The sequence below is a fragment of the Massilia niabensis genome (genome assembly GCF_042655085.1).
GTDB lineage: Bacteria > Pseudomonadota > Gammaproteobacteria > Burkholderiales > Burkholderiaceae_D > Telluria > Telluria niabensis.
In genome coordinates this window covers 228,903-244,136 of sequence record NZ_JBHSMU010000014.1, presented here as the reverse complement: position 1 = coordinate 244,136, position 15,234 = coordinate 228,903, and the positions used below count along the sequence as shown (strand labels likewise).

At 67.2% G+C, this 15,234-nt stretch carries 16 protein-coding genes; 13 read left to right on the top strand and 3 right to left on the bottom strand.

Features of this window, described 5'->3' with window-relative positions; all coding sequences use genetic code 11:
- Nucleotides 1–8: 8 nt before the first annotated feature.
- From mdcC to ACFPN5_RS14215, 7 genes are all read left to right on the top strand, one after another.
- The gene (gene mdcC / locus ACFPN5_RS14245; RefSeq protein ID WP_379784353.1) at nucleotides 9–323 is read left to right on the top strand and encodes a malonate decarboxylase acyl carrier protein; all 315 of its coding nucleotides are present in this window, start codon (nucleotides 9–11) and stop codon (nucleotides 321–323) included.
- Nucleotides 320–1,210 carry a biotin-independent malonate decarboxylase subunit beta gene (locus ACFPN5_RS14240; protein WP_379784351.1) on the top strand — a complete coding sequence of 297 codons (891 nt, stop codon included), beginning with the start codon at nucleotides 320–322 and terminating at the stop codon, nucleotides 1,208–1,210. Before mdcC ends, ACFPN5_RS14240 begins: the two co-directional genes overlap by 4 nt.
- Complete coding sequence (mdcE, locus tag ACFPN5_RS14235; protein ID WP_379784349.1) at nucleotides 1,210–1,926, top strand: biotin-independent malonate decarboxylase subunit gamma; 717 nt, start codon at nucleotides 1,210–1,212, stop codon at nucleotides 1,924–1,926. The genes ACFPN5_RS14240 and mdcE overlap by 1 nt, the downstream gene beginning before the upstream one ends.
- Entirely contained in the window at nucleotides 1,910–2,617 is a 708-nt protein-coding gene (gene mdcG / locus ACFPN5_RS14230; RefSeq protein ID WP_379784346.1) for a malonate decarboxylase holo-[acyl-carrier-protein] synthase, read from the top strand. Before mdcE ends, mdcG begins: the two co-directional genes overlap by 17 nt.
- Nucleotides 2,605–3,522: a triphosphoribosyl-dephospho-CoA synthase MdcB gene (gene mdcB, locus ACFPN5_RS14225; protein ID WP_379784344.1), complete on the top strand. Its 918-nt coding sequence runs from the start codon at nucleotides 2,605–2,607 to the stop codon at nucleotides 3,520–3,522. Before mdcG ends, mdcB begins: the two co-directional genes overlap by 13 nt.
- A gap of 2 nt (nucleotides 3,523–3,524) precedes the next feature.
- Nucleotides 3,525–4,457, top strand: a complete 933-nt coding sequence (locus ACFPN5_RS14220) for an ACP S-malonyltransferase (protein ID WP_379784342.1) — start codon at nucleotides 3,525–3,527, stop codon at nucleotides 4,455–4,457.
- Between the two features lie 148 nt (nucleotides 4,458–4,605).
- The gene (locus ACFPN5_RS14215; protein ID WP_379784340.1) at nucleotides 4,606–4,746 is read left to right on the top strand and encodes a hypothetical protein; all 141 of its coding nucleotides are present in this window, start codon (nucleotides 4,606–4,608) and stop codon (nucleotides 4,744–4,746) included.
- Between the two features lie 134 nt (nucleotides 4,747–4,880).
- Here the strand turns inward: ACFPN5_RS14215 and ppsA are convergent, their stop codons facing one another.
- The gene (gene ppsA / locus ACFPN5_RS14210; protein ID WP_379784338.1) at nucleotides 4,881–7,325 is read right to left on the bottom strand and encodes a phosphoenolpyruvate synthase; all 2,445 of its coding nucleotides are present in this window, start codon (nucleotides 7,323–7,325) and stop codon (nucleotides 4,881–4,883) included.
- Between the two features lie 177 nt (nucleotides 7,326–7,502).
- Here ppsA and ppsR point away from each other — a divergent pair, with 177 nt between their 5' ends.
- Entirely contained in the window at nucleotides 7,503–8,354 is an 852-nt protein-coding gene (gene ppsR, locus ACFPN5_RS14205; RefSeq protein WP_379784336.1) for a posphoenolpyruvate synthetase regulatory kinase/phosphorylase PpsR, read from the top strand.
- A gap of 49 nt (nucleotides 8,355–8,403) precedes the next feature.
- Here the strand turns inward: ppsR and ACFPN5_RS14200 are convergent, their stop codons facing one another.
- Nucleotides 8,404–8,667, bottom strand: a complete 264-nt coding sequence (locus tag ACFPN5_RS14200; protein ID WP_379784334.1) for a hypothetical protein — start codon at nucleotides 8,665–8,667, stop codon at nucleotides 8,404–8,406.
- Nucleotides 8,668–8,833: 166 nt separating this feature from the next.
- On the opposite strand from ACFPN5_RS14200, the gene ACFPN5_RS14195 reads away from it, so the two are divergent.
- Nucleotides 8,834–9,583, top strand: coding sequence for an SDR family NAD(P)-dependent oxidoreductase (locus tag ACFPN5_RS14195; protein ID WP_379784332.1), 750 nt, complete (start codon nucleotides 8,834–8,836; stop codon nucleotides 9,581–9,583).
- A 32-nt stretch (nucleotides 9,584–9,615) separates the two neighbouring features.
- Here the strand turns inward: ACFPN5_RS14195 and ACFPN5_RS14190 are convergent, their stop codons facing one another.
- Nucleotides 9,616–10,560, bottom strand: a complete 945-nt coding sequence (locus tag ACFPN5_RS14190; RefSeq protein WP_379784330.1) for a LysR substrate-binding domain-containing protein — start codon at nucleotides 10,558–10,560, stop codon at nucleotides 9,616–9,618.
- Nucleotides 10,561–10,674: 114 nt separating this feature from the next.
- Here ACFPN5_RS14190 and ACFPN5_RS14185 point away from each other — a divergent pair, with 114 nt between their 5' ends.
- From ACFPN5_RS14185 to ACFPN5_RS14170, 4 genes are all read left to right on the top strand, one after another.
- Nucleotides 10,675–11,553: a transketolase gene (locus ACFPN5_RS14185; RefSeq protein WP_379784328.1), complete on the top strand. Its 879-nt coding sequence runs from the start codon at nucleotides 10,675–10,677 to the stop codon at nucleotides 11,551–11,553.
- Entirely contained in the window at nucleotides 11,550–12,548 is a 999-nt protein-coding gene (locus ACFPN5_RS14180; protein WP_379784326.1) for a transketolase family protein, read from the top strand. Before ACFPN5_RS14185 ends, ACFPN5_RS14180 begins: the two co-directional genes overlap by 4 nt.
- Nucleotides 12,549–12,664: 116 nt before the next feature.
- The gene (locus ACFPN5_RS14175; RefSeq protein ID WP_379784324.1) at nucleotides 12,665–13,990 is read left to right on the top strand and encodes an MFS transporter; all 1,326 of its coding nucleotides are present in this window, start codon (nucleotides 12,665–12,667) and stop codon (nucleotides 13,988–13,990) included.
- Between the two features lie 122 nt (nucleotides 13,991–14,112).
- A complete protein-coding gene (locus tag ACFPN5_RS14170; RefSeq protein ID WP_379784322.1) occupies nucleotides 14,113–15,174 on the top strand; it encodes a porin in 1,062 nt (353 codons plus the stop codon).
- Nucleotides 15,175–15,234: the final 60 nt, after the last annotated feature.

Below are 15,234 nucleotides of genomic sequence, written 5' to 3'. Positions count from 1 at the left end.
GAATCAGCATGGAAACCCTGCATTTTCGCTTCGAAAACGGACGCCGCCAGCTGGCGGCACAGCCGCAACTGGTAGGCGTGGTCAGCTCCGGCAACCTGGAAGTGCTGATCGAGCCGGCGCCCCTGGCCGGGGGCTGCGAAATCGAGATCCGCACCGCCGCCAACGGTTTCGGGCCTACCTGGCAGGCCGTGATGGCCGACTTCCACGACCGCTGGCAATTGACGGACACCCGCATCTGCATCAACGACATGGGCGCCACTCCCGCCGTGGTCAGCCTGCGCCTCGACCAGGCCGCCGAGACCATGACGGGAGGCTTGCCATGAGCTATCTGGAGTGCAACGCGCGCGAGCGCATCGCCCAGGTGTTCGACCCCGGCTCATTCGAGGAATTCCTGCCGCCCTCGCTGCGCATCGTCAGCCCGCACCTGGCGCAGCTGGACGCGCCGGTGTCCTTCGACGATGGCGTCATCGTGGGCCGCGCGCTCTTGGATGGCCAGCTCGTCCTGGGCGCCGCCCAGGAAGGAGGCTTCATGGGCGGCGCCGTCGGCGAAGTGCATGGCGCCAAGCTGGTCGGCATGCTCGAGCGCGCCGTGCGCGAACGCGTGCATGCGGTGCTGCTCCTGCTCGAGTCGGGCGGCGTGCGCCTGCACGAGGCCAACGCCGGGCTGATTGCGGTCTCGGAAGTCATGCGCGCGATCCTCGAAGTGCGCTCGCAGGGCATTCCCGTGGTGGCGCTGATCGGCGGCGCCAACGGCTGCTTCGGCGGCATGGGCATCGCGGCGCGCTGCGCCAACGCCATCGTCATGTCCGAGGAAGGCCGGCTGGCGATGTCCGGTCCGGAAGTCATCGAAACGGCGAACGGCGTCGAGGAATTCGATTCGAAGGACCGGGCGCTCGTCTGGCGCACCACCGGCGGCAAGCACCGCTACCTGCTGGGCGACTGCCAGCGCCTGGTGCTCGATGACGTGCAGGCGTTTCGCCAGGCGGCGATCGACGTCATTCGCGAGGCCCAGGGGCAGGCCGAGCTGACGCGCGCCGAGCTCGAGGACGAACACATGATGCTGGCGACGCGCCTGCGCGACTTTGGCGGCATCGCCGAACCCCTGGACGTCTGGAAAGCGCTGGGCATTCCCGACCCGGCCGCGATCCCGATGCTCGACGCCTTTGAATTCACCGGGCTGGCACACGCCTATCGCAAAGGAGTCCATTGATGGACTGGCAGACTGTGGCATCAGGGCTTTTCCCGCAAGGGCACACCATCCACGAGCATGACCATTTACTGTCCGGCACCGGTACCGTGGACGGCGAGACGGTGGCCGTCATCGGCACCACCGGGCATGCACCGATCGGTATCGAGATTGCGCTTGCCCAGGCGACGGCCGTACTGGCGACCGTGCGCGCGAACCCGGGGCGGCCGATCCTGATCCTGGTCGATACCCAGGGCCAGCGCCTGCGCCACCGCGACGAAATGCTGGGCATTAACAGCTACATGGCGCACCTCGGCAAATGCATCGACTTCGCCCGCCGCCAGGGTCACAAGGTGATTGGCCTGGTGTACGACCAGGCCCTGTCGGGCGGCTTCATCACGAGCGGCCTGATGGCCGACGCCTGCTTCGCCCTGCCCGACGCCACGATCCGCGTCATGGGCCTGCCGGCAATGGCGCGCATCACCAAGGTGCCCGAGGAAAGGCTGACCGAACTCGCGAAAACCGACCCGGTCTTCGCGCCGGGTGCTGAGAATTACCTGCGCATGGGTGGCCTGCAGGCGCTGTGGGAGGGTGACTTTGCCCCGTTGCTGGCCGCTGCGCTGGCAAGCGACGACCAGGTCGATCGACGGCGCCTGCTCGGGTTCGAACGCGGCGGACGCAAGCTGGCGCATCCGGTAGCGGAAGCGGTGTCCACAGGCAGCCATGTTGGCGCGGCCTGAACTTGCGCGACACAACCTGGTCTGGCTGAGCCAGGCCGGCTGGGAGCGTGCTGCCGCCTTGGCGGCGCCCGGCGCACGCGATGCCGGCGATGCGCGTGCTGCCATCATGCGCTGGGGCCGGGCGCGCTGGCCCGCCGTCGCCACCCGGGTCCCACCCGGTCTCGCGCCGGGCGATGTACCACTCGGACTGGCACTGCCGCCGAGTGCGAGCGACGGCGCCAAACCGCGCATCGCCTTCATTGCGCACATGGCCGATATTGCTGACACCTGCCCCGCCCTGCCCCTTGCGCAAGCGTTGCCGGCTGTCCCCGAAGCATGGCGCGGGCCATTGACGGCCCTGCTCGATGAAGCCGGCAATGCCCGCCTCGACGTGCGGGTCTATGGTTCGGTCGCGTTGCAGGCGCTGACGGGGCAAGGCTACCTGACTGCCGCTTCCGACATCGACCTGCTGCTGGCGCCGCGCACGCTGGAAGCATACCGCTGCGCACTGGGCCTGCTGGCGCGCCACGCGCTCCTGCTACCGCTGGACGGGGAGATCGTCTTTCCGCAAGGCTGGACGGTGGCGTGGAAGGAGCTCCTGCACCTGCCAGGTGCCACGGCACGGGTGCTCGCCAAATCGCTGCGTGGGGCGGAGCTCGTGACCGTGGGCAGCCTGCTGGCAGCCTTGAGGACAGACAGATGCACGGCCTGATCGCCCCCGCGGACATGGCCGGCGCCCGCGCGGCCCCTGGCCTGCCCGCCGCAGCGCCGGTGCATGAGGACGAGCGCGGCTTCTGCCTGCGCATTGGCCGCCTCGCCCTGCGCAGCCTGTACGCCGAGCTGACCCTGTATCCGAAACCCGGCCTGGTCTCGCTGCGGGACAACGGCAGCCACGACGACATGAGCGCCGAGACCTTCATGCGCAGCATCTTCGCGCTGCGCCACTACTTCGTGCGCATCACGCTGGCCGGCAGCCGCGGCGCACCCTTCGGCGTCCTGGCGGCGCTCGGCATCGAGGCCGAACGGCGCATGCTGGCGGCGACCGGCGGCGTCAACACGCACCGCGGCGCCATCTTCGGCCTGGGCCTGCTGTGCGCCGCCATCGGCAATTGCCGCGCGCAGGGCGAGGCCTTGAGCGCGCAGGCGATCCGCGCGGCCATGGTCGCGCGCTGGGGCGCGGCGCTGGCGGCGCACGCGCGCACGCCGAATACGGGCTCCCACGGCCGGCGCGTGGCGGCCCGCCATGGCGTCGGCGGCGCCCGCCACGAAGCCGCGCGCGGCCTGCCTGCCGTGTTCGAGGTCGCCTTGCCGGCCCTGCGCCGCGCGCTCGCCGCCGGGCGCGGACAGCGGCGGGCGCGCGTCGACACCCTGTTCGCCCTGATGGCCCATATCGGCGACACCAATGTGTATCACCGGGGCGGCGCCGCGGGCGCGGCGACCGTGTCGCGACATGCGCGCGCCTTCCTCGCCAGCGGCGGCACCGGCGCCGCCGGCTGGGAAGAACGCGCCGAGCGCTGCCACCGCCTGTTCGTGGCGCGCCGGCTCTCGCCCGGCGGCGCCGCCGACCTGCTGGCGGCCGCCTGCCTGGTCGACGCCGTGACGGCGGGCGACGCCTGACCATGGGTTCCAGGCTGGCACTCCTCTGCCCCGGCCAGGGCGCGCAGCACCGGCACATGTTCGACCTGGCGGGGACAAGCCCCGGCGCCAGCGAACTGCTGGACACACTGCTTCCCGCAATAAGGCTCGACGCAACGCTTGCGCAGGTGCTGGAGGACGACGCCCGGCTGTTCTCGAACCGACTCGCCCAGCCGCTGATGGTCGCGGCGACGCTGGCCAACTGGCGCGCCCTGGCCGCCGTGCTGCCGGCGCCGGCCCTGGTGGCCGGCTACAGCATCGGCGAACTCACCGCCTGGGCCGTTGCCGGCGGATTGGCGCCGGCGGCCGCGGTGGCACTGGCACGCGCGCGCGCCGGGCTGATGGACGACTGCGTCGCGGCAGGACCGGCGCAGGCGCTGGTCGCCATTTCCGCCCTGCCGTACGGCGCCATCGATGGCGTGATGCGCCGGCTCGACTTCCACCTCGCCATCGAGACCGGGGACGACAGCTTCATCGCCGGCGGACCTGCCGCCCAGGCCGCCGACCTCGAACGCGCCATCGGAGCCCTTGGCGGCCGCGCAGGCCTGCTCCCCGTCACCGTCGCCTCGCACACGCCATTCATGCGCGGCGCCGTGGACCCGTTCGCCGCCGCCTTACGGCAGCACGCCATCCCCGACCCCGCCGTGCCCGTCCTGTCCGGCATCTCCGCCGAGCGCCTCAATCACGGCGCGAAGGCAATCGAGCACCTGTCGCGTCAGTTGGCCGAACCGATCCGCTGGAAGGATTGCATGGACGCGCTGGTGGAGGCCGGCATCACCGTGGCGCTGGAACTCGGCCCCGGCGCCGGCCTGTCGCGCATGCTGCAGGCACGGCATCCGCAGATCGCCACCCGCTCCGTTGCCGACTTCCGCTCACTGGGCGGTATCGCCGCCTGGCTGGGCCGCCATGTCGAGTGAGCTGTCAAAAAACCTATTCATCAGTCCGATACCTGATATTGCCAATGAGAATTGGCCGAAACGCCCGAAGGAGCCTATAACGGGAGTATCGGCAATCCACGCGAAACCGGCTTTTGCCGGACGCTGCAAGGCAATCTCAGGAGATCATATGAAACAGGTATTGAACGCAGTGGCAACGCTACTGATGCGCGCCGCCCACGGCCGCGCCGAACAGGTCATGCACATGCAGGCGCAGGCGCGCAGCAAGGCCGCTGAAGACTACCGTGCGAATGCGGGCGGCTGGAACTAAGCGTTTGCCCAGCCCTGCATGCACACACGCCAACCGCCCGGTTGGCGTTTTTTTGCCCGAGCCATAAAAAAACCCTCGCCACCGCGAGGGTTGGCGAGGGTTCGGTCGACGGCAGTGAAGTACTGCGCGCCGGATTACTTCGTGTTCATCGACGCCAGCTTCTGCCAGGTCTCGATCACAGAATCCGGATTGAGCGACATCGACTCGATGCCCTCTTCCACCAGCCACTGGGCGAAGTCCGGGTTGTCCGACGGCCCCTGGCCGCAGATGCCAATGTACTTGCCCTGCGCGCGGCAGGCCTTGATCGCCAGCGAGAGCATGGCTTTCACGGCCGGGTCGCGCTCCTCGAAGTCGGCCGCCAGCAGCGGCATGCCGGAGTCGCGGTCCAGGCCCAGGGTCAGCTGGGTCAGGTCGTTCGAGCCGATCGAGAAGCCGTCGAAGAACTCGAGAAAGCGGTCAGCGAGGATCGCGTTCGATGGCACTTCGCACATCATGATGACGCGCAGGCCGTTCTCGCCGCGTTTCAGGCCGTATTTCGCCAGCAGGTCGATGACCTTCTCGGCCTGGCCCAGGGTGCGCACGAACGGGATCATCAGCTCGACGTTGGTCAGGCCCATCTCTTCGCGCACGCGCTTCATGGCCAGGCATTCCATCTCGAAGGACTCGGCGAAGTCCTCGGCCAGGTAGCGCGCGGCGCCGCGGAAGCCCAGCATCGGGTTTTCCTCGTCCGGCTCGTAGCGCGAACCGCCGATCAGCTTCTTGTACTCGTTCGACTTGAAGTCGGACAGGCGCACGATCACCGGCTTGGGCCAGAAGGCGGCGGCGATGGTTGCCACCCCTTCGGCCAGCTTGTCGACATAGAAGGCTTTCGGCGAAGCGTGGCCGCGCGCCACCGATTCCACCGCCTTTTTCAGGTCGGCGTCGATGTTCGGGTACTCGAGGATGGCCTTCGGGTGCACGCCGATGTTGTTGTTGATGATGAATTCCAGACGCGCCAGTCCCACGCCGTTGTTCGGCACCGACTGGAAGTCGAAGGCCAGCTGCGGGTTGCCGACGTTGAGCATGATCTTGGTGGCGATCGGCGGCAGTTCGCCGCGCAACACTTCGGTGATCTCGGTTTCCAGCAGGCCGTCGTAGATCTTGCCTTCGTCGCCTTCGGCACACGACACGGTCACGAAGGTGCCGTCTTTCAGCAGTTCGGTCGCGTCGCCGCAGCCGACGACGGCCGGCACGCCCAGTTCACGGGCGATAATGGCCGCATGGCAGGTACGGCCGCCGCGGTTGGTGACGATCGCCGAGGCGCGCTTCATGACCGGCTCCCAGTTCGGGTCGGTCATGTCGGCAACCAGCACGTCGCCCGGCTGCACGCGTTCCATCTCGGACGGGTCCTTGATGACGCGCACCGGGCCGGCGCCGATCTTCTGGCCGATCGCGCGGCCCTGGGTCAGGATGGTGCCGGTACCCTTCAGGCTGAAACGCTGCTGGGCGTCGGTCGACTTCTGCTGCGATTTCACGGTCTCGGGACGCGCCTGCAGGATGAAGAGCTTGCCGTCGCGGCCGTCCTTGCCCCACTCGATGTCCATCGGACGGCCGTAGTGGTTTTCGATGATGACGGCGTACTTTGCCAGCTCGACGACTTCGGCGTCGGTCAGCGAATAGCGGTTGCGCATCTCGATCGGCACGTCGACGGTTTTCACCGAGCGGCCGGCTTTCGCCTCGCTGGTGAATTCCATCTTGATCAGTTTCGAGCCGATGTTGCGGCGGATGACGGGCGACTTGCCCTGCTGGAGCATCGGCTTGTGGACGTAGAACTCGTCCGGGTTGACCGCGCCCTGCACCACGGTTTCGCCCAGGCCGTAGCTCGAGGTGATGAAGACCACGTCCTTGAAGCCCGATTCGGTGTCGATCGTGAACATGACGCCGGCCGCGCCGAGGTCGGAGCGCACCATGCGCTGCACGCCGGCCGACAGCGCCACTTCGGCGTGGGTGAAGCCTTTATGCACGCGGTAGGAAATCGCGCGGTCGTTGTACAGCGAAGCGAAGACATGCTTCATGGCCTCGAGCACGTTGTCGATGCCGACCACGTTCAGGAAGGTCTCCTGCTGGCCCGCGAACGAAGCGTCCGGCAAGTCTTCGGCGGTGGCCGACGAGCGCACGGCGAACGACATCTCGGCGGTCGAGTCAGCGACGAGGCGCTCGTAGTAGCTGCGGATTTCCTCTTCCAGGCGCGGCTGGAACGGGGTCTCGACGATCCACTGGCGGATTTCGGCGCCGGCGGCGGCGAGCGAGCGCACGTCGTCGATGTCGAGGCCTTCCAGGCGGGTGGCGATGCGGTCGGCCAGCGACGGGCCGCCATCGATCGAGTGGCCCAGGAAGTCGCGGAAAGCCTCGGCCGTGGTGGCGAAGCCGGTCGGCACGCGCACGCCGGCTTCGGCAAGCTGGCTGATCATTTCGCCGAGTGAGGCGTTCTTGCCGCCGACCGATTCGACATCGGTCATGCGCAGGTTCTCGAACGCGGCCACATAGACGCCGGTGGCTTGTTCGGGTTCCTTCAATGCTGCGTTGGACAGGTTAGTCATAGTAAAACACCCTTGCTTGATGATAGAAATCTGTAGTGCGGGCCGCCGGCGAGCGTTCTTGTTATTCTGGTCGCCGTGCAGCACAATGCCAAATCGTTGCCGAGCATTCTACATCGGGTATCGCGAATTCACATCGCACAACACTGCAACCCTGACAGCAATAGTTAAAAAAATATTATGACAGTTGAAGGCCGCCCATCTCTCCCCCCCGCCACGCGCACCGTGTTCTTCGTGTCGGACGGCACCGGTATCACCGCCGAGACCTTCGGCCACGCGGTCCTGAGCCAGTTCGAGATGCGCTTTCGCCAGATCCGCATTCCCTTCATCGACACGCTCGACAAGGCGCGCGACGCGGCGCGGCGCATCAATGAGGTGTATCACGCGGACAACCAGCAGCGGCCGATCGTGTTCTCGACCCTCGTCAAGCACGACCTGTCGGGCGTGATCCGCGCGGCCAACGGCATGCACATGGACCTGTTCCAGACGTTTGTCGCGCCGCTCGAGATGGAACTGGGCGTCAAGTCGACCCACACCATCGGGCGCATCCACAACATCGTCGACTCCGAGGAATACAAGAACCGGATCGAGGCGATCAACTTCTCGCTGGCCCACGACGACGGCCAGTCGCACAAGAACCTGGCCGACGCCGACGTGATCCTGGTGGGCGTGTCGCGCTCGGGCAAGACGCCAACCAGCCTGTATCTTGCCATGCAGTACGGTATCAAGGCCGCCAATTACCCGCTCATCCCGGACGACTTCGAGCGCGGCAAGCTGCCCTCGTCGTTGCCGCAGTTCAAACACAAGCTGTTCGGGCTGACGATCACGCCCGAGCGCCTGGCCGAGATCCGCAACGAACGCCGCGCCGGTAGCAAGTATGCGTCGATCGAGAATTGCCGCTATGAGGTGAACGAAGCGGAAGTGATGATGAAGCGCGAAGGGATTCGCTGGCTGTCCTCGACCACCAAGTCGATCGAGGAGATCGCAACGACGATCCTGCAGGAAATCAAGCCGGACCGGCGCGAGTACTGACAAGTTCGAAGGGCACGCGGCCGGCTTGCAGCCGGCTTGCACAGGCTCGTCAGCCGGCCATGCCCTTCTTGAGCAGCTCGGCCACCAGCTCGTTCATGTCGCGTCCTTCGTCGGCGGCGCGGCTTTGCAGTTCCTTCACCAGGTCGCCATTGAGCTTGACCGCGAATGGCACCAGCCCTGCCGCGCGGTCGCGTTCGCGCTGCTCGCGCTTGTCCGGCGCGGGCGCCTCGCCGCCCCCGATCGCGCCGCCACGCGCGCCCATCTGGTTCATCAGTTTCTTGGCGTCGCTCTTTGCCAGGCCGGTCTTTTTCATTGTGGATCTTTCGTTCGTTTCTAAAAATGCATTCTAGCGGTGATGCGCATCCGGCAGCGCGTGCCTGGCATGAATTGATTTCGCCCCGGCCTGAGATTTCCTCGTTTGCCCGCGCGCCGGCCCCACGCCACCATGCGAAGACAATCACACTTCCATGGAGACAAACATGTTACTCAAAGATCGCGTGGCAATCGTGACCGGCGGCGCCGGCATCAATGGCCTGGGGTTTGCCACTGCCCGCATGCTGGCGGCGCACGGCGCCCAGGTCGTGATCCTCGACCTGGCGGCGGCCAACCCGGCTGCGGCGGCAGCCGAGCTCGGGCCGCAACATCTCGGCGTGGTCGCCGACGTGACCAGGCGTGACGAATGCGAATCAGCGGCCGAGGCCGCGCTGGCGCGCTACGGGCGCATCGACATCCTGTTCAACAATGCCGGCATCACGCAGGCCAAAAAGACGCTCGACATCACGGACGCCGACTACGATGCCGTGCTCGATGTGAGCCTGCGCGGCACGCTGCTGATGTCGCAGGCGGTGCTGCCGGCCATGCAGCGCCAGGGTGGGGGCAGCATCGTCAACACCTCGTCGGTGTCGGCGCAGCGGGGCGGCGGCATCCTCGGCGGTCCGCACTATTCGGCCGCCAAGGCCGGCGTGCTCGGGCTGACAAAGGCCATGGCGCGCGAATTCGGGCCCGACGGCATCCGCGTCAACGCGATTACACCTGGACTGATCGCGACCGACATCATCAAGGGCAAGCTGACGGAGGAACGCAAGGTCGAAATCGCACGGGAAATCCCGCTGGCACGCCTCGGGCGCGCCGCCGACATCGGGGGCGCGGTCGTCTTCCTGGCCAGCGAGCTGTCCGCCTACTGCACCGGCATCACCCTCGACGTCAACGGCGGCATGCTGATTCACTGATCGAACGGGCGGCCGGCACCCTGCCGGCCGCTTCACGCTCCAGCGCCGGCGCCCTGCGCGCCCGCGCCCACCAGGCCGCGGATCCAGTCCAGCACCGTGCGCACCGCCTGCAAGCCTTCGCGGCTCTTCGGCACTGCCAGGTAGTGCGCGGTCGCCTCGATCGCCAGTTCCCCGAACGGGCACACCAGCTTCCCCTCGCGCAGGTATTCCTGCACCAGCACGCTGCTTTCGATGCACATCCCCAGCCCGTTTTCCGCCGCGCTCAGGGTCATGAACGCGCGGTCGAGCCGCAGCCCGCGCACCGGGTTGCCGCAGCCGGGCGCGAAGCACGCGATCCACTCGTCCCACGAAGTCAGCGAGACATCGTTCTGGATCAGGTAGAAGTTTTCGATGTCGCCCGGCGGCAGCGGTAGCGTCCAGCCGTCGACCAGCGTGGGACTGCACACGGGCAGGTAGCGCTCATGCGCGGAGATCGGCTCCACGTGCACGCCGGCCGACGCCGGCGGGCGGCCATAGGTCACCGCCACATCGACCCCGCTGTGCGAAAAATCGGGCGCCTGGTGGACCGCCCACAGCCGTACGTCGATTTCCGGATGGGCGCGCAGGAAGGCCGGGAGGCGCGGCATCAGCCAGATCGCGGCGAAACTCGGCGCGCACTGGATCGTCACCACCTGCTGCCTGTCGCTGCGGTCGAGGATCGTGCGCAGTTCGTCGTCGATCTCGCCGAACGAGCGCCGGATCACCTCGAACAGCCGGGCGCCGGCCTCGGTTGGCACCACGCCACGTCGGGCGCGTTCGAACAGCAGCGTGCCGAGCGCCTCTTCCAGGGTCTGGATCGAATGGCTGACCGCCGACGCGGTGATCGACAGCTCCTGCGCGGCGCTGGCGAACGAACGGTGCATGTAGGCCGCCTCGAATGCCTGCAGTCCCTTGAGGGAGGCCTTGCGCAGGGCGCGGTATCGCTGAACTGGTTTCATCTATTGGTAAGAAATACTCGCTATACGGTTCATGGGTGCATTTATACACTGGTCTCCATCAAGCGCTGCACAAGACGGCGATCCGATCGCTGCGATCAACTACTGGAGACACACATGGAACACGAATCAGATCACCAGCGACGCATGGCCGCCCTGCGCGGCGCGGCCTACCGCATCCGCCGCTACGCCCTGCGCATGGGCGAAGTCCAGGGCCAGGGCTATGTCGGCCAGGCCCTCGGCATGGCCGACATCCTCGCAGTTGCTTACCGGCATGCGCTGAATTATCGGCCTGACGAGCCGGAATGGGAAGGCCGCGACCGCTTCCTGCTCTCGCACGGCCATTATGCGATCGCCCTCTACGCCGCCCTGCTGGAAGCGGGCGTCATCCCGGAAGCCGAACTCGACACCTACGGCAGCGACGACAGCCGCCTGCCGATGTCGGGCATGGCGACCTATACGCCGGGAATGGAAATGTCGGGCGGCTCGCTCGGCCAGGGCCTGACGATTGCCGTCGGCATGGCGCTCGGCCTGCGCCAGAAGAAGAATCCGGCCTTCGTCTACAACTCGATGTCGGACGGCGAACTCGACGAAGGCGCGACCTGGGAAGCGGCCATGTCCGCCGCCCACCATCAGCTCGGCAACCTGATCACCCTGGTCGACGTCAACAACCAGCAGGCCGACGGGCCATCCGGCAAGGTACTCGGCTTCGAGCCGCTGGCCGACAAGTGGATCGCTTTCGGCTGGTACGTCCAGCGCGTGGACGGCAACGACATCGAGGCCGTGCTCGCCGCCTTCGACGCCGCACGCAGCCATCCGCTGCCGCAGCCGCGCGTGATCCTGTGCGACACCCTGATGGGCAGCGGCGTGCCCTTCCTCGAGGAGCGCGACAAGAACCACTTCATCCGGGTCGAAGCCGACGAATGGCAGCAAGCCATCGCGATCCTCGACGCCGAGCACACAGGAGACACCCAACACGCAGGAGACACCCAATGAGCGCCACCGCCACCAAACCCCGCCTGACCACCTCGGCGATGATCGCCTCGATCGCCAGCGAAGGCCAGCGCACCCGCAGCGCACCGTTCGGCAACGCCCTCGTGCAACTGGCCGCCGGGCGGCCCGACATCGTCGGCATGAGCGCCGACCTGGCGAAATACACGGACCTGCACCTGTTCGCCAAGGAATACCCGGAACGCTTTTTCCAGATGGGCATGGCCGAGCAACTGCTGATGGGCGCGGCCGGCGGCATGGCCAAGGAAGGCTTCACGCCCTTCGTCACGACCTACGCCGTGTTCGCATCGCGCCGCGCCTATGACTTCATCCACCAGGTGATCGCGGAAGAAGACCTGAACGTAAAGATCTGCTGCGCGCTGCCGGGACTGACGACCGGCTACGGTCCCAGCCACCAGGCGACCGAGGACATCGCCATTTTCCGCGGCGTGCCGGGGCTGACCATCGTCGACCCGTGCGACGCGCTCGACACCGAGCAGGCCACCGTCGCCATCGCCGCACACAAGGGCCCCGTCTACATGCGCCTCCTGCGCGGCAAGGTACCGCTGGTGCTGGACGAGTACGATTACCAGTTCGAGCTCGGCAAAGCCAAGCTGCTGCGTGACGGGCGCGAGGTGCTGGTCATTTCGAGCGGCATCATGACGATGCGCTCGCTCGAAGTGGCGGAAAGCCTGCGCGCGGATAATATCGGTGTCGCGGTACTGCACACGCCGACCATCAAGCCGCTCGACGCGGAAACCATCGTGCGCGAAGCCTCGAAACCTGGACGCCTGGTGGTCGTCGCCGAAAACCATTCGGTCGTCGGCGGCCTGGGTGAAGCGGTGGCGGTGGCCCTGCTACGCGCAGGCGTGGCCCCGCCCTTCCGCCAGATCGCCCTGCCGGACGCCTTCCTCGATGCGGGTGCGCTGCCGACGCTGCACGACCGCTACGGCATCTCGACCGAGGCGATGGCGGCCAGCATCAAGTCCTGGCTTCGCTGAGTACTCGCCCAGGACGAACGCACCGAAGGGCAGTGCCAGGAGGCGAAGACCTCCGGCCTGCCCATGGCTGGAGAGTGCCGACAAACGGCACCGGAACGATAATAATGGAGACACACATGAAATCGCATACCGTCATTTCCCCGGCGGGCGCCGCCGGCATCCCGTCCGCAGCCCAGGATCTCGAATCGCGCGCCTATGGCAAGGTCGTGCGCCGGCTCGTCCCCTTCCTGATGCTGTGCTATCTCGGCGCCTACCTGGACCGGGTCAACGTCGGCTTCGCCAAACTGCAGATGCTCAGCGACCTGGGCTGGAGCGACACGGTCTATGGCCTCGGCGCCGGCGTCTTCTTCCTCGGCTACTTCCTGTTCGAAGTTCCGAGCAACATGATCCTGCACCGTTTTGGCGCGCGCCGCTGGCTGGCCCGGATCATGATCACCTGGGCGATCATCTCGGCCAGCTTCAGCATCGTCGAGACCCCTACCACCTTCTATATCCTGCGCTTCCTGCTCGGCGTGGCCGAGGCCGGTTTCGCGCCGGGCGTCATCCTCTACATCACCTACTGGTTCCCGTCGGCGCGCCGCGCCAAGGTGATGGCGATCTTCTTCATGGCGATCCCGCTGGCAAGCATCGTCGGCGCCCCCCTGTCGGGCTGGATCATGGAGTCGTTCGCTGGCCTGCGCGGCCTGACGGGGTGGCAATGGCTGTTCACGCTGGAAGCCTTGCCCTCGCTCCTGCTCGGCATCGCGATCCTGTTCTACCTGGACGACAGCATCGACGATGCCAAATGGCTGACGCCGGAAGAAAAGGCGCTTCTCAAACGCAACATCGCCGCCGAAGAAGGCGAGAAGGTCGCGCACCATTCGGTCGGCGCCTTCTTCTCGGACCGGCGCCTGTGGCTGCTGACCGGCGTGTATTTCTGCATCGTGATGGGCCAGTACGGCATCACCTTCTGGCTGCCCGCCATCGTCAGGAATGCCGGTGTGACTGGCGTTGGCATGGTCGGCCTGCTGGCGGCCATCCCCTATACCGTCGCCCTGCTCTGCCTGCCGTTCGTCGGCCGCAGCTCGGACCGCACCCTGGCTCGGCGCCTGCATTGCGGCGTGCCGATGCTGGTTGCCGCGGCGGCGCTGTTCGCCCTGCCCTTCACCGACGGCGTGACCAGCGCGCTGGTGCTGCTCAGCGCGGCGGCGGCCGGCGCCATCTGCGGCACGGCCCAGTTCTGGGCGCTGCCGACGGCTTTCCTGAGCGGCATGTCGGCGGCGGCGGGTATCGCCACCATCAACTGCATCGCCAACCTTGCCGGCTTCTTCTCGCCGTCGATGGTCGGCTGGCTGAACGACTTCACCGGCAAGCAGGGCGCCGGCCTCTGGCTCACTGCCGGCGCCCTGGCCGTCGGCGCCTGCATGCTCGCCTTCGTGCCCGGGAAAATGGTCGACCGCTGACCGGGTGGCGGCGCGCCGCGCCGCCTGACCTCCTCCTTCGCTTTCTCGTCTCTGGACTGCGCCAGGCGCCCGCCTGGTGCGGATGTGTTCGTCCTGACGCCACACCATTTCGGAACCCCATCATGAAAACCGTCTCCCTGCGGCTGACCTGCTGCATCCTCCTCCTGTCCTCCCCTGCTGCATGGGCGCAGCACGGGCCCCTCGTCTACGGCCTGGTCGACCTGCACCTTGGCCACACCACGCACGTCAACCCCGACGGCGGCAACGCCCTGCGCATCGGTTCCGGGGGCATGAACAGCTCGCGACTCGGCTTTGCCGGCAGCGAGGCACTGGGCGGCGGCCTGAAGGCGGTGTACCAGCTCGAAATGGGGATCGCAGCCGACACCGGCGTCGCTGACACGCCCCTGTTCAAGCGCCAGGCCACCGTCGGCCTCGAAGGCCGTTTCGGCAGCCTGCTCGCCGGCCGCGCCTTCACCACCGTCTATGATTTCCTGCTGCCCTATGACCCGATGGGCTATGCCCCCTTCTACTCGTGGGCGCCCACCGGCAACGGCAGCGGCAGCAACAAATACGGCATGACGCTAGCCTTCGACAACATGCTCAAATACGCCGGCAAGTCGGGCAGCCTGAGCTATGGAGCGAGCCTCGGCGCCGGCGAGGGATCGGCGAGCGCCGACGGCGCGAAAGCGGCGGCAGCCGTCAACTATGCACGCGGGCCGCTTGCCTTTGTCGCTGCTGCCGAGCGGATCAACGCCAATGCGCCGGCCGGCACCGGCGAGCGCACCGCGACCACCACCTGGCACCTCGGCGCGATGTTCGGGCGCGGCCCGTGGAAGCTGCAGGCTGCCGTGCGCGACTACCGGCGCAGCGGCGCGCAGCCCGGCCTGCCCTCTGAGCGCGCCAGGCTGTACTGGGCAGGCGCCAACTACCAGGCCACGCCCGCCACCACGCTGACCGGCGCGCTCTACTACCAGGAGGTGCAGGAAGGAACGAGCGACGCCGACGCCGACCCGGCCATGGTAGTGGCGCGTGTGCGCCATGCGCTGTCGCGCCGCACCGACCTGTATCTGGTGGCCGCCTACGCACGGGCCGGACAGGATAGGCGGGTCAGCCTGTCGCGCGACGAAGCCGGCTCCGGCGACAGCCAGCGTAGTGTCCTGGTGGGCATCCAGCACCGCTTCTGACGCCGGCGCAGCAGCCGGCGGCAACGCGGTAAGATGGCGCATCCCTCCATTCCTGTCGAA

What these genes read in the sequence shown, in the direction of transcription:
- mdcC (WP_379784353.1), top strand. Translation starts at nt 9, where the DNA reads ATGGAAACCCTGCATTTTCGCTTCGAAAACGGACGCCGCCAGCTGGCG.
- ACFPN5_RS14240 (WP_379784351.1), top strand. Translation starts at nt 320, where the DNA reads ATGAGCTATCTGGAGTGCAACGCGCGCGAGCGCATCGCCCAGGTGTTC.
- mdcE (WP_379784349.1), top strand. Translation starts at nt 1,210, where the DNA reads ATGGACTGGCAGACTGTGGCATCAGGGCTTTTCCCGCAAGGGCACACC.
- mdcG (WP_379784346.1), top strand. Translation starts at nt 1,910, where the DNA reads ATGTTGGCGCGGCCTGAACTTGCGCGACACAACCTGGTCTGGCTGAGC.
- mdcB (WP_379784344.1), top strand. Translation starts at nt 2,605, where the DNA reads ATGCACGGCCTGATCGCCCCCGCGGACATGGCCGGCGCCCGCGCGGCC.
- ACFPN5_RS14220 (WP_379784342.1), top strand. Translation starts at nt 3,525, where the DNA reads ATGGGTTCCAGGCTGGCACTCCTCTGCCCCGGCCAGGGCGCGCAGCAC.
- ACFPN5_RS14215 (WP_379784340.1), top strand. Translation starts at nt 4,606, where the DNA reads ATGAAACAGGTATTGAACGCAGTGGCAACGCTACTGATGCGCGCCGCC.
- ppsA (WP_379784338.1), bottom strand. Translation starts at nt 7,325, where the DNA reads ATGACTAACCTGTCCAACGCAGCATTGAAGGAACCCGAACAAGCCACC.
- ppsR (WP_379784336.1), top strand. Translation starts at nt 7,503, where the DNA reads ATGACAGTTGAAGGCCGCCCATCTCTCCCCCCCGCCACGCGCACCGTG.
- ACFPN5_RS14200 (WP_379784334.1), bottom strand. Translation starts at nt 8,667, where the DNA reads ATGAAAAAGACCGGCCTGGCAAAGAGCGACGCCAAGAAACTGATGAAC.
- ACFPN5_RS14195 (WP_379784332.1), top strand. Translation starts at nt 8,834, where the DNA reads ATGTTACTCAAAGATCGCGTGGCAATCGTGACCGGCGGCGCCGGCATC.
- ACFPN5_RS14190 (WP_379784330.1), bottom strand. Translation starts at nt 10,560, where the DNA reads ATGAAACCAGTTCAGCGATACCGCGCCCTGCGCAAGGCCTCCCTCAAG.
- ACFPN5_RS14185 (WP_379784328.1), top strand. Translation starts at nt 10,675, where the DNA reads ATGGAACACGAATCAGATCACCAGCGACGCATGGCCGCCCTGCGCGGC.
- ACFPN5_RS14180 (WP_379784326.1), top strand. Translation starts at nt 11,550, where the DNA reads ATGAGCGCCACCGCCACCAAACCCCGCCTGACCACCTCGGCGATGATC.
- ACFPN5_RS14175 (WP_379784324.1), top strand. Translation starts at nt 12,665, where the DNA reads ATGAAATCGCATACCGTCATTTCCCCGGCGGGCGCCGCCGGCATCCCG.
- ACFPN5_RS14170 (WP_379784322.1), top strand. Translation starts at nt 14,113, where the DNA reads ATGAAAACCGTCTCCCTGCGGCTGACCTGCTGCATCCTCCTCCTGTCC.